Origin of the sequence: Enterobacter sp. WCHEn045836 (assembly GCF_003965585.1) — a bacterium.
In the GTDB taxonomy this organism is placed as follows: domain Bacteria; phylum Pseudomonadota; class Gammaproteobacteria; order Enterobacterales; family Enterobacteriaceae; genus Enterobacter; species Enterobacter dissolvens.
The window spans coordinates 163,877-176,578 of sequence record NZ_RXPT01000011.1; the positions used below are offsets into that span (position 1 = coordinate 163,877).

A 12,702-nucleotide genomic window follows, 5' to 3' on the forward strand; every position below is an offset into this window, starting at 1 on the left:
TCACTTTTCGGAAAATATGAATAATGGGCAAGCTTGAAGACATGACATTGCTGGTTGAAGTGGCCGAAGCGGGCGGGCTTTCTGCTGCCGGACGTCGCTTGTCACTCTCACCCGCCACCATGACCGCCCGCCTGAAAGCCATCGAAGAACGTTATCAGACCCGCCTGTTTCATCGTTCCACACGCGCCATCACGCTGACTAAAGCTGGCGAGGCGTTCTACCACGCGGCACTGCGCGTGCTGGAGGAGATGCGCCACGCCGAGTCGTTACTGACGCAAAAAGAGGGTGTGCTCAGCGGTAACATTCGCCTTTCCGCGCCCTCAGACTTTGGCAGGCAGTACCTTAGCCCCGCCATTGTTGAGTTTTCCCGCCTTCATCCCGAGGTCAATTTCTTCGTTTACTTAAGAGAACATATTGAGGATCTGGTGGCTAACCGGCTGGATATGAGTATCCGCTTCGGCAATCTGCCGGACAGCAGCCTGGTCATCAAACATATCCGCCCGAATCACCGGGTGTTGGTGGCGTCGGAGACTTACCTTAACCAACATGGTACCCCCTCCTCGCTGGAGGCGCTGGCTGACCATAGATGCCTGGCGCTGGAGTCTTTAGGCGTGGTGATGAATGAATGGCGGTTTGAGGTTGAGGGTAAGGAACGCGTGATTCGCGTGGAGCCAGCTATGGTCTGTGACGACGGCGCGTTACTTCGCCAGTGGGCCCTCAACGGGGCAGGCATAGCGGGCAAATCATGGTGGGATGTCCAGGACGATGTCGGGAATGGAAGGTTAAAGGTGCTGTTTGCCGATAGCTTCACCGGCTTCAGTCGTTTTGACCGCAAAGATGTCGGACTTCAGTTTGTCTATCCCCAGCGAAAACTGCAGCCGCTACAGGTAACAGCATTTAGCCAGTTTTTTATCGACTGGCTTAAAATGCAATAAATCAACCGGTTGTCGCCTGCAATAACTCTTGGTAAAGAGTGATACACTCTGGCTCACAGCACTGAAAAATACATGATTAAAGGAGTGACCAAATCATACTATGGTCACCCGTTGTCAACTGATGCCCGTCGCGCTAAGCTGAAATAATGACGAAAAATATGAACACCCCATCAACGCGTGGTCCCCTTGATCACTCTGTCCGCGAGCAAATCGTCGAAGCGGCGTTTGAGCACTTCGGCCATTATGGCTATGAAAAAACCACCGTGGCAGAACTGGCTAAATCCATCGGTTTTTCAAAAGCCTATATCTATAAATTTTTCGATTCCAAACAGGCAATTGGCGAGGTTATCTGCGCTAACCGCCTGGCGCTGATCATGACGGCAGTGGAAACAGCTATCGCCGACGCGCCGTCGGCCAGTGAAAAAATGCGCCGTCTTTTCCGGGCGTTAACCGAGGCTGGTAGCGAACTCTTTTTCCACGATCGTAAACTTTATGATATCGCCGCCGTTGCCGCGCGGGATAAGTGGCCGTCTACCGAGCGGTATACCGAGAGCCTGATGAAACTGATTGAGAGCATCATTGTTGAAGGCCGCCAAAGCGGGGAGTTCGAAAGAAAAACGCCCCTGGATGAGGTGACCTACGCCATATACATGGTGATGTGCCCTTTCATCAACCCCGTGCAGTTGCAATATAACCTCGAAACCGCCCCGACCGCAGCACTCCTCCTCCCTTCCCTGATTTTACGAAGCCTGGCCCCCTGATTTGTGACCATTGACTTTATTGGTCACTAGTCTGAGAATGCGGAAACCGTCTCTGGATACGATAAGGTTTCCCCATGCTCAGGCTTCATTCCGCCCGTTTTGCCGTTTGTCTCCTCCCTTTCGCCCTGGTGGCATGCGGTGATAACCCCGCCACCGACGATCCGCGCACCCAGCCACCGCTTGTCAGATCCGCCTCCGTTGAACCGGCGAACGACGCGTCCCGCGCGTTTACGGGTGTGGTCGTTGCCTGAACGCAAAGCGATCTCGGTTTCCGGGTTCAGGGCAAAATCCTTGAACGCCTTGTTGATACGGGGCAGACCGTTAAGCAGGGCCAGCCGTTAATGCGCCTCGATCCCGTTGACCTGAAGTTACAGGCCCAAGCACAACAGCAGGCGGTGGATGCCGCCCAGGCCCGGGCGAGAAAAGCCACCAGCGATGAGGCGCGCTATCGCGGCCTGGTGGCAACAGGTGCTGTCTCTGCCTCGGAGTACGACCAGATAAAAGCGGCAGCGGATGCCGCCAGAGCTGAACTCAGTGCCGCCCGTGCGCAGGCCAGCGTGGCGCAAAACGCGACCGGCTATGCCGTGCTGCTGGCCGATTCCGACGGCGTGGTCATGGAGACGCTTGCTGAACCCGGTCAGGTGGTCAGTGCGGGTCAGGCGGTGATCAGACTGGCCAGCTCAGGGCAACGCGAGGCGCTCGTCCAGTTGCCAGAGACATTGCGCCCTGCCGTCGGTAGTGAAGCGCTGGCAACCCGCTATGGCAGCGAGGCACAGCCTGTTACCGCGACACTGCGCCTGCTCTCTGATGCAGCCGATACCGCCACCCGCACCTATGAAGCACGCTATGTACTGGAAGGCTCGCTGGCTAACGCGCCGCTGGGTGCGACCGTCACCCTGCATATCGAACAAAATGCTGAACGTCAGGTAATGCAGGTTCCTCTGGCATCTCTGTACGATGCAGGCAAAGGGCCCGGCGTGTGGCGGATCTCCGCGCAGCCCGCAAAAGTGATGTGGCAGCCCGTCAACGTGCTGAGCGTGAGCGATGATGCCGCGCAGGTGACGGGCGGCGTCAAGCCGGGCGAGAAAATTGTGGCGTTGGGCGCGCATCTTCTGCATGACGGTGAAGCTGTCCGTCTGGCTGAACAACGCGGTACGGCTCTGGCGGGGAGTCAGCCATGAGCGACGGACGCTTCAACCTATCAGCGCTTGCCGTGCGCGAGCGCTCAGTCACGTTGTTTCTGATTATTCTGGTGACGCTTGCCGGTATTTACGCCTTCTTTGGATTAGGACGGGCTGAAGATCCCCCGTTCACGGTAAAGCAAATGACGGTGATTACCGTCTGGCCCGGCGCAACCGCACAGGAAATGCAGGATCAGGTTGCTGAACCGCTGGAAAAACGGCTCCAGGAACTCAAGTGGTATGACCGCACTGAAACCTATACCCGCCCGGGCATGGCATTTATCACCCTCTCCTTACAGGACATGACGCCCCCCTCCGAGGTGCAGGAAGAGTTCTATCAGGCGCGCAAAAAGCTTGGCGATGAGAGCAAAAATCTCCCGGCAGGCGTGACGGGCCCGATGATCAATGACGAGTTTGCGGATGTCACCTTTGCCCTCTTTGCGCTGAAGGCAAAGGGCGAACCACAGCGTCTGCTGGTGCGTGATGCTGAAAGCCTGCGCCAGCAGCTTCTGCATGTGCCTGGCGTCAAAAAAGTGAACATCATCGGCGAACAGGCCGAGCGGATTTACATCGCCCTTTCTCATGACCGTCTGGCGACGATGGGGCTGGCGCCGCAGGATATTTTCAACGCGCTGAACAATCAGAACGTTCTCACGCCAGCAGGCTCCATAGAAACACAGGGTGCACAGATCTTTATTCGCCTTGATGGTGCTTTTGATACGTTGCAGAAAATCCGCGATACGCCACTGGTCGCTCAGGGTAAAACGCTCAGGCTGTCTGATGTGGCAACGGTTGAACGCGGTTATGAAGATCCTCCGACGCTGCAGATCCGTAACCAGCGTGAACCGGCGCTGCTGTTAGGTATTGTGATGCGGGAGGGCTGGAACGGTCTGGCGCTGGGGAAAGCGCTGGATGCCGAAACGGTTAAGATCAACGAAAATCTGCCGCTGGGAATGACCCTGACCAAAGTCACCGATCAGTCCGTGAATATCCGCTCGTCGGTGGATGAATTTATGATCAAATTCTTCGTCGCCCTGCTTGTGGTGATGGTGGTGTGCTTTGTCAGCATGGGCTGGCGCGTGGGCGTGGTGGTCGCGGCGGCGGTTCCCCTGACGCTGGCAGTCGTCTTCGTGGTGATGGAGGCGGCGGGGATAAACTTTGACCGCGTAACGCTGGGCTCGCTGATCCTTGCTCTGGGTTTGTTGGTTGACGATGCCATTATTGCCATTGAAATGATGGTGGTGAAAATGGAGGAAGGCTACGATCGCATCAAAGCCTCCGCTTACGCCTGGAGCCATACCGCCGCCCCCATGCTGGCCGGTACCCTCGTGACGGCGATTGGCTTTATGCCAAACGGGTTCGCCCAGTCGACCGCCGGAGAATACACCAGCAATATGTTCTGGATTGTCGGCATCGCCCTGATTGCCTCCTGGCTGGTTGCGGTGGTGTTCACGCCCTATCTTGGCGTTAAGATCCTGCCAGATATCGCCAAAGTCGAAGGGGGTCATGCCGCCATCTATAACACCCCGCGCTATAACCGTTTTCGCCAGCTGCTGGCCCGAGTGATTGCCAGAAAGTGGATCGTGGCCGGTTCCGTGGTCTTCATTTTTACCCTGGCCGTGTTGGGTATGGGACTGGTAAAAAAACAATTTTTCCCTACGTCCGACCGCCCGGAAGTGCTGGTGGAAGTGCAGATGCCTTATGGCACCTCCATTGAGCAGACCAGCGCCGCAACGGCGAAAATCGAAGCGTGGTTAAAACAGCAGCCGGAGGCCAGCATCGTGACCGCCTACGTCGGGCAGGGTTCACCACGTTTTTACCTGGCCATGGCACCTGAATTACCCGATCCCTCTTTTGCAAAAATCGTGGTGATGACGGACAGCCAGACGTCACGCGAGGCGCTCAAGTTCCGACTCCGGGAAGCGGTCGCCGGTGGACTTGCGCCGGAAGCGCGCGTGCGCGTAACGCAACTGGTGTTTGGCCCCTACTCCCCCTTCCCGGTTGCCTGGCGTGTGATGGGGCCCGATGTCGATAAGCTTCGCGACATCGCCGATAAGGTTAAAGGCGTTCTGCAGGCCAGCCCGATGATGAGAACCGTCAACACCGACTGGGGGTCACGGGTTCCCACACTCCATTTTACCCTCGATCAGAACCGTCTGCAGGCAACCGGCTTGACCTCAAATAGCGTGGCTCAGCAGCTCCAGTTCCTGTTATCGGGTGTACCGATTACCGCCGTGCGCGAAGATATTCGTGCAGTACAGGTTACAGGACGCGCTGCGGGTGATATTCGTCTGGATCCGGCGAAGATCGAAGGATTTACCCTGGTTGGCAGCACGGGACAGCGCGTTCCGCTGTCACAAATCGGTCAGATTGAGGTCAAAATGGAAGACCCGCTCCTGCGTCGTCGCGACCGCACGCCCACCATTACCGTGCGCGGAGATATCGCCGACAATCTTCAGCCACCGGATGTATCGGTGGCGATCATGAAACAGCTAAAACCGATCATTGATACGCTCCCGCCAGGATACCGCATTGAGATGGCAGGATCGATTGAGGAATCCGGTAAAGCCACACGGGCCATGGTGCCGTTGTTCCCGATAATGATTGCCCTGACGTTACTGATCATCATTGTGCAGGTGCGATCTCTCTCGGCGATGGTGATGGTCTTTCTGACTGCCCCGCTGGGCCTTGTCGGCGTGGTCCCCACACTGCTGCTGTTCAATCAGCCTTTTGGTATCAATGCGCTTGTCGGGTTGATTGCGCTTTCGGGCATTCTTATGCGAAATACGTTGATCCTTATCGGCCAGATTACGCATAACCAGAAGGCAGGTCTCGCCCCGTTCGATGCGGTGGTCGAAGCAACCGTCCAGCGGGCACGACCAGTGTTACTGACAGCCCTGGCCGCCGTGCTGGCATTCATACCGCTGACCCATTCCGTATTCTGGGGGACGCTGGCCTATACGCTGATTGGCGGGACGCTGGGCGGAACGATCATCACCCTGGTGTTCCTGCCGGCGATGTATGCGATCTGGTTCAGGATCCGTCCTGCGAGGTAACATATGCCTCGCGACTGGCGCCGGTTTGAATATCCGGCTTATCCGTCGCGCCTGCAGCCAGTATTCATTCAGCTCATAACTTATGTTGACGGTCATGTTGAGCCGGTGTTATTAAAGATGAGTCTTTTCTTACGAATACGCATAGGTCAAAATATGTTTATGTCAGCCCAGCCTACAACCACCCTCACCACCACCGGCATCTGCGGCGGCGTGAGCGTATCTGTAACCGGCATCTGACAAAACAGAACCTCATTCCCCGCCAAATCGGACGGGGAATAATTCTCCGTTCATAACATGCTGAATGGAGACTCATCATGGTTTTATCTGAGAATGCACTATTAATTATCGATATGCAGCAGGGTCTTTTCAGGGGCCCGGCCTCACCCTGTTCCGCAGACACCGTTCTGAGCAATATTTGTTTGTTGATAGCACGTGCTCGGCAGGCTCAGGCGCCCATCTTTTTTGCTCGCCATATCGGCCCTGACAACACCCCCTTCTCAGAGCAGAGCCCGTTAACGCAGCTGATACCTGAACTCGACGTCAATAACGAAGTGGATACCGTTTTCACCAAAAGATATCCCAGCTGTTTTCGCGATACAGGGCTGCAGGTTTTGCTCAATCAGCGAGGCGTTAAGCTGCTGGTGATTGCCGGAATGAAAACAGAGTTTTGTGTAGATACGACCTGCCGGGCAGCGCCGGAGTCAGGATTCGCAACGGTGCTAATTTCGGATGCACATACCACCATGGATAACGACGTTTTATCCGCAACTGACATTATTGCCCATCACAACAAAACCCTGGCTGGCCCGTTTGTTACGCTCTCAACCGCCAGTGACTATTATTTTTCATCGGGTCAGTAATTCTTTTTTTAAACCAATGGCCGCCTCCTTCAGGCGGCCCAAAGTTAAATATCACTCCCTAGGTCAAATAATAAAAAAAATACCAAAACTGGCAGTTGATTCTTATTTGCATGACTTTTAAGATTTGTCTGCAAGGCATTGATTAAATTTAATTTAGGGAAATAAAAATGACAAGAAATATTGTTGCGGGAATGATGATGGCCGCGTTTTCAGGGGCAGTATATGCAGGATCCGCACAAGGCATACCGGATTTTTCACCAGAAAGTTTATCGGTTTCAGCCTCTGCCGGGATGCTGAGCGGAAAATCCCATGAAATGGTTTATGACGAAGTCACAGGAAGAAAAATTAGCCAGCTCGACTGGAAAATAAAAAATGTCGCCATCCTTAAAGGCGATATTTCCTGGGATGCTTACTCGTTTTTGACACTGAACGCCCGCGGCTGGACGTCTCTGGCATCAGGCTCGGGTCATATGGATGACTATGACTGGATGAATGCAAAACAATCCTCCTGGACAGACCATTCATCCCATCCTTCGACCAACGTCAATTACGCCAATGAATACGATCTCAACGTTAAAGGCTGGATCTTCCAGGGCGATAACTATAAAGCTGGCGTAACCGCAGGTTATCAGGAAACGCGCTTCAGCTGGACGGCGACCGGTGGCTCTTACAATTACGACAACGGCACCTATCAGGGGAATTTCCCGGCGGGTGAACGCGGTATTGGTTACAGCCAGCGCTTCTCCATGCCGTACATTGGCCTGGCGGGTCAGTACCGTTTCAATGATTTTGAATTCAATGCCCTGTTTAAATTCAGTGACTGGGTACGCGCGCACGACAACGATGAGCACTATATGCGCGATCTGACCTTCCGTGAGAAGACCTCGGATTCCCGCTACTACGGTGCGTCCGTTGACGCAGGTTATTACGTCACGCCGAACGCCAAAGTGTTCGCAGAATTTACCTATAGCAGTTACGAAGAAGGTAAAGGCGGTACGCAGATTATTGATACCAATACTGGCGAATCGGGCTCTATTGGCGGAGACGCTGCCGGTATTTCAAACCGCAACTATACCATTACTGCGGGTCTGCAATACCGCTTCTGATCCTGTTGTGGTTAATTAAGATCGGGCCCCTGACGGGGCCTTTTTGTGATATTGAGTTAAACTCACATTGATTCTGACTATTTGTCGTTTTTCAAACGCGACGTCCCTGAAATATCATCCTTCAAAATTGATCAATGTTCAGGGAGCAAACATGACGCTTGACGTTATATTTCATTTAATGAAGCTGGTCTCACTAGATGAATATTCATCCGGCGCCAATTTATCGGCACTGCTGGAATCGCTGTCAGCAGAAAAAGAGAACGATGTTACCCTTGCGGCCTTTGTACATCGCCTTCACATTCTGTGTGCCGCTCACAGCGACCCCATGCAAGCTGAGGCGTTGCTCGCCGCTAATCTGCCAAAAGAAGGGGAACCCCTTCCCGTGCTGGATTTTTCAGGATGGCCGCTGGTGCGTTACGCCCTCTCAGGTGAATTACAAACGCCCGAGTCCGAGGCGTACTTTCAGAACGTCACGTCGGCTGCCACTATATTACGTGCGGCGATAATAGATTCAGAGCGTGCAAACAATAGGCCTGCAATCGCTATTCTCGATAAACTTCTCAACCTGAACGGTGCATTGCCGGAAAGGTATAAAAAAATGGCAAATATTCCATACGCCTGAAGTTTATAGAGCAGGATACGCCCGCGGCGTATCCTGCTTTTGATAACTACAGCCGATGTTCGTCGTATTCCAGACAGATGATATCGAGAGAAGGAATGACAGGGGCATGCAGGTCAAGCCAGTCCAGCAGACGTTCAATACTCTTTTTCCTGAGTGAATTTTTCGGCCAGACAATGTAATAACCGTCCCCGGTGGCGATGGCTTCTTTGAAAGGCAGCGCAAGCAGGCCGCTATTCAGCGCGTCAAGCGAAAGCAGCAGGTCGGCAATCGCGACGCCATGGCCGTTCATGGCAGCACTACTCCCCTGCTCAAGAGTGTCGAAAACCGCTCCGCGACTCATATCAAGCCCGGGGAATAACCCCGTCCTTCTCAGCCACCGTCGCCAGTCGCGTCTGTCCGGGGAAGGATGGATCAGATCGCACTGCGAAAGTTGCTCTCGGGCAGATTCCAGTAAAGCGGGGGTACAGACCGGAATAAGCCATTCACTGAAAAGCAATCGGCTCTCCGTTGACTCGCCAAAATGCCCGTTGCCCAGCAGGATCGCGCAATCATAAGGCTCTCGCGTGAAATCAACGGTATCAATGTCCATCCAGACGCTGGCTATTTCTACGTTGGGTTTTTCATGATGTTCACGAAACGATCGCAGGACGTTAAGCAACCATCTCATGGTGAGCGTACTCGGTGCCTTCAGCCGCAGCAGGTGGTTTTCACTTCTGAAAGCCCGACAGGCCCACTCGATGCTCCTGAACCCTTCGTGAAGCTGCCCGGCCAGAACACGCCCCGCCTCACTGATCTCCACTCTCGGCCCCTGCCGTTTGAACAACTCACAGTCGAACCACATTTCAAGGGTGCGGACATGTCTGCTGACCGCGCCCGGCGTAATATTGAGCACTTCAGCGGCTTTACTGAAGGAGTTTACTCGCGCAGCGACTTCAAAGGCGCGCAGGGCATAGAGTGGTGGTAAGGACATCGTTTCCCTTAACAAGGCGACGGTTAAACCCGTAATACACCGGGCTTACGTTAAATGACGATCGGGTCGGTTAATTGACCCTTTCACTTTCTTCTATCCAGCGTATCAGCGCCGGAAGCTGCGTTTCTGAGAATACCGCGATCCCATGTTCAGCGAGTAATGCTGCCGCGACACCCATCCCCGTGTTGCGCACGCCGGTAAAAGAACCATCGTAGATATGCTGGCTCCCGCAGGTTGGGCTGCCATCCGTGAGCAGCGCAGCGCGACAGCCATGCTCCTGTGCGGTACGTAGCGCCAGCCAGGCGGCAAGCTGATAGTGCTCTGTGACATCCTGGCCCGTATTCTCAATGATTCTGGCCTGCCCGCGCATGACATCCCGACCGTCGGCCGACAAAATCTCTGCTGGTGGTCGGGGCACCGGCAACCCGGCAGCCAGTTCAGGACAGTGGATCACTAACCGCTGCTCCGCTTGCCAGCGGGAGAGTTGCGCCATCGCCTTCGCTTTTTCGCTGCCGTTGTAACGAACCCTGAACCCCATCAGGCACGCACTGACCAGAATTTTATTTATCATCGCTTCCCTGTCGTGTAGATGATGGATGATGAAAGTGAGGCATTGTAACACGCTGCAGGTACGGGCGTGGGTGGTGAAGGTTGGCTGTGTGCGCGAAGTGCACGTACTTATCACATCAACGTCACCCGATTCAGCCCCTGCTAATCAGATCTTCGCGCGTTGGGCCTTGAAAATAGATGTGGCTGATATGGCAACTGCGAGGTTGCATAAGTACAAAACGAATGGTTTCCCAGACCGAGCGCCCGTTCAGCAGACCGTCACCCATTCTGGATTGATCATCGAAAGCTGGCTCTAATCCGGTATTTTCGAAATCGGGTGGATACAGTCCAGTAACACGTATGTTTTCTTCAGACATTTGCCGCGACAGTTTCGTTATAAACCCGCTCAGCCCATGTTTACTGGCGAAAAAAGCGGGATGCGCAATTGAATCGGTGAAATTCGGAATCCCACAGGAAGAGATAATCGAGATGATATCAGCGCTGGCTGAACGTCTTAATCCGGGTAGTAATGCCTGAGTCAAGAGAATCGAACCCGTCAGACCTGAACTGATGGTATTGATAATTTCTGTGTCTGGCTGATCGTCTAACCTTCCTGACAACCACTGAGCAGCATTGAGGATTAAAATGTCTACAGGCTTGTCTGACGTTAACAGCTGTGAAGAAAACTGAGAAATAGAATCAGGTTGGGTTAAATCACAGAGATACCCTTTTGCCATGCCGCCTTCAGCAGTGATGATGCTGCAGGTGTTTTGAATATCATCAGCGCGCCGCGCGCAAAAATCCACCTCGACGCCTTCTCGTGCCAACCACACGCACAACGCCTGTCCAAATCCCCCGCCGCCGCCAGTAATGACGGCTCTTTTACCTCTCAGCATCTTCATGTCTCCGTTTGTAGTGATTATGTGTTGGTGGAGATATAGCATGGGGAGGCGGAGCGACATCTTTCCGTTAGTGCCATTTACATGTAAGAAAGACTGGCAACATCGAATATTGTCTACTCAATATGTCGATGAAGGATGAAGATGATCATTCATAGCATCGTGATGACTTCATCTAACCAGTCAGGAAGATGTTCCCTGTACCAGTCGAGATATAAAGGAAAGTCTGCGTTTTGCCGCTCATTAAGTAGCACAATGACTTCGGTGACAATCCATGCTTTGGCAATGGCAATTTCTCTCGCTAACGCATTACGATCATGATGGAAAGAGAACTGGCAATAGCGTTCAGCAATATCAATAAACATTAGCTTCGAACCCATCCCTTTTATCATAGGGGCAAGATCGATCGCAGGACTCCCTTTTCCAAATCGTTCCCAGTCGAAAAGAACCAAATCACCATTTTCTCTTCTTCCCCAATTGCCAGCATTGCTATCGCCAGAGATCAGGCTTGGGTAAGCGAACAAAACATCACAACATTCCTGAAATAGCCGAAATTGCTGCGTACTTTTATCTGGTAACGCTAAAAGCATGAGGGACTTTTCGAGCGCCAGTTCTGACCATGAGTGGCTGTGGTAAATCCATTCAGATTTTGCGGGGAAACCATGCAAGCGTGCCAGCATAGCGATGGCGTCGTCACCTGCGACATCGTTCTGTTCAACCTTTTCAGGAAGATATTCCAGTATTATCTTGCGTAAAGTGGCATCAGCGGAAAAGAGCATTGGGGTAACAATGCCAGCCTGATTAAGCTCCGTTGCAGCGTACTGATAAAAGCTGTACTCCACCTCTCCTACAGGACATTTTTCAATCACTTTATGCCCGCAGTCACTCACACTCAGCATCACTTTCGCGGTGCCCATTTTGGATAAATCCGTAGCAGACATGCACTGTCTCTTATGAATGAGTTAGGACGGTGGCACTGACAATCCACCTGAAGCGAGACGCTAACGTTGTATGCTCAGTAAAACTGGCACGAAAACGTCCAGAGTCCCTCCGGTGATTTATGAAAATAGCCGATACCATTATCCGCCCACATCCAGTTGACCTTTTCCTCTGATCCCACCTGAAAGACAAAGTCTTCTATCCCCGCGCCATGTTGTATCTCCATCGGGTATCCTCCGACCTTGGTTCCCTTGTAGCGTTTAAAATCATCATGGAAGCGGTCACTTGCCTCCTGATCATCGTTTACGTCAGAAAGGTCAATAATATCCCAGGCATCCTCCCATCCCGGTGCATCATCATTGACGCCCAACCATCGAACCGGAAATGCGCGATAAGGCGTGTCTGTTGCAGGCAATAACTCAAGCCCTTCAAGGGTGGCATATTCGCGTATGAGCCAACCTTCACCATGAGGTTTATCAAATGGATGGCTTTCAATATTGTGAAAGAGCACCAGGAGTGCGACGTCCTTCAGTTGCTCAGGGATAACGGGAAGTTCATCTATACGAATCTGAAGAAGCGGAAACATCGGCTGCCCTTTCCAGAGTGGTAATCCTTCACCGGGAAGAGCGACACCGTTCAAAAACCAGGATGTAAGGGGGTCTGCCGGGGGACGAAAACCGCCCACTTGTGCCACCGATGCAGGACGTAATTTGGAGCTGAGTTCGTCTAAAACTAACGCACTCCTGGATTTCATATGTGTCGCCTTACGTATGGAGAGACTCTGTACAGTCTGAAATAAAAACGTTTTTATTATATCGTAATCA

The 12,702-nt window shown here is 53.0% G+C and carries 12 protein-coding genes and 1 pseudogene; 8 read left to right on the forward strand and 5 right to left on the reverse strand.

Translation table 11 applies throughout. The features are described 5' to 3' along the window. Positions 1 to 23: 23 nt before the first annotated feature. The 8 genes and pseudogenes from EKN38_RS16210 (at position 24) to EKN38_RS16245 (ending at position 8,521) form a co-directional block, all read left to right on the forward strand. Positions 24 to 935: a LysR family transcriptional regulator gene (locus EKN38_RS16210; protein WP_014831803.1), complete on the forward strand. Its 912-nt coding sequence runs from the start codon at positions 24 to 26 to the stop codon at positions 933 to 935. 146 nt (positions 936 to 1,081) lie between these two features. Further along, positions 1,082 to 1,696 (forward strand): TetR/AcrR family transcriptional regulator, encoded by a 615-nt coding sequence (locus EKN38_RS16215; protein ID WP_014831802.1) that lies wholly within the window; start codon positions 1,082 to 1,084, stop codon positions 1,694 to 1,696. A 74-nt stretch (positions 1,697 to 1,770) separates the two neighbouring features. Continuing rightward, a pseudogene (locus tag EKN38_RS16220) lies at positions 1,771 to 2,877 on the forward strand (efflux RND transporter periplasmic adaptor subunit). After that, entirely contained in the window at positions 2,874 to 5,933 is a 3,060-nt protein-coding gene (locus EKN38_RS16225; RefSeq protein ID WP_014831800.1) for an efflux RND transporter permease subunit, read from the forward strand. The pseudogene EKN38_RS16220 and the gene EKN38_RS16225 overlap by 4 nt, the downstream one beginning before the upstream one ends. Before the next feature lie 3 nt (positions 5,934 to 5,936). Beyond that, positions 5,937 to 6,170, forward strand: coding sequence for a hypothetical protein (locus EKN38_RS16230; protein ID WP_126522428.1), 234 nt, complete (start codon positions 5,937 to 5,939; stop codon positions 6,168 to 6,170). Between the two features lie 77 nt (positions 6,171 to 6,247). Continuing rightward, the gene (locus EKN38_RS16235) at positions 6,248 to 6,793 is read left to right on the forward strand and encodes a cysteine hydrolase family protein (RefSeq protein ID WP_014831799.1); all 546 of its coding nucleotides are present in this window, start codon (positions 6,248 to 6,250) and stop codon (positions 6,791 to 6,793) included. A 167-nt stretch (positions 6,794 to 6,960) separates the two neighbouring features. Beyond that, the gene (locus tag EKN38_RS16240) at positions 6,961 to 7,899 is read left to right on the forward strand and encodes an omptin family outer membrane protease (protein WP_014831798.1); all 939 of its coding nucleotides are present in this window, start codon (positions 6,961 to 6,963) and stop codon (positions 7,897 to 7,899) included. A gap of 151 nt (positions 7,900 to 8,050) precedes the next feature. After that, on the forward strand, positions 8,051 to 8,521 hold the full coding sequence (locus tag EKN38_RS16245; RefSeq protein WP_014831797.1) for a hypothetical protein: 471 nt from the start codon (positions 8,051 to 8,053) through the stop codon (positions 8,519 to 8,521). Positions 8,522 to 8,567: 46 nt separating this feature from the next. On the opposite strand, the gene EKN38_RS16250 is transcribed toward EKN38_RS16245, so the two are convergent. The 5 genes from EKN38_RS16250 to EKN38_RS16270 form a co-directional block, all read right to left on the reverse strand. Then, a complete protein-coding gene (locus EKN38_RS16250; RefSeq protein WP_043951624.1) occupies positions 8,568 to 9,491 on the reverse strand; it encodes a LysR substrate-binding domain-containing protein in 924 nt (307 codons plus the stop codon). Positions 9,492 to 9,561: 70 nt separating this feature from the next. Then, the gene (locus EKN38_RS16255) at positions 9,562 to 10,062 is read right to left on the reverse strand and encodes a DUF523 domain-containing protein (RefSeq protein WP_014831794.1); all 501 of its coding nucleotides are present in this window, start codon (positions 10,060 to 10,062) and stop codon (positions 9,562 to 9,564) included. 130 nt (positions 10,063 to 10,192) lie between these two features. After that, on the reverse strand, positions 10,193 to 10,936 hold the full coding sequence (locus EKN38_RS16260) for an SDR family oxidoreductase (RefSeq protein WP_043951761.1): 744 nt from the start codon (positions 10,934 to 10,936) through the stop codon (positions 10,193 to 10,195). Positions 10,937 to 11,091: 155 nt separating this feature from the next. Then, positions 11,092 to 11,880 (reverse strand): phosphotransferase, encoded by a 789-nt coding sequence (locus tag EKN38_RS16265; RefSeq protein ID WP_043951623.1) that lies wholly within the window; start codon positions 11,878 to 11,880, stop codon positions 11,092 to 11,094. A 74-nt stretch (positions 11,881 to 11,954) separates the two neighbouring features. After that, a complete protein-coding gene (locus EKN38_RS16270) occupies positions 11,955 to 12,632 on the reverse strand; it encodes a DUF1963 domain-containing protein (protein ID WP_052314907.1) in 678 nt (225 codons plus the stop codon). Positions 12,633 to 12,702 lie beyond the last annotated feature (70 nt).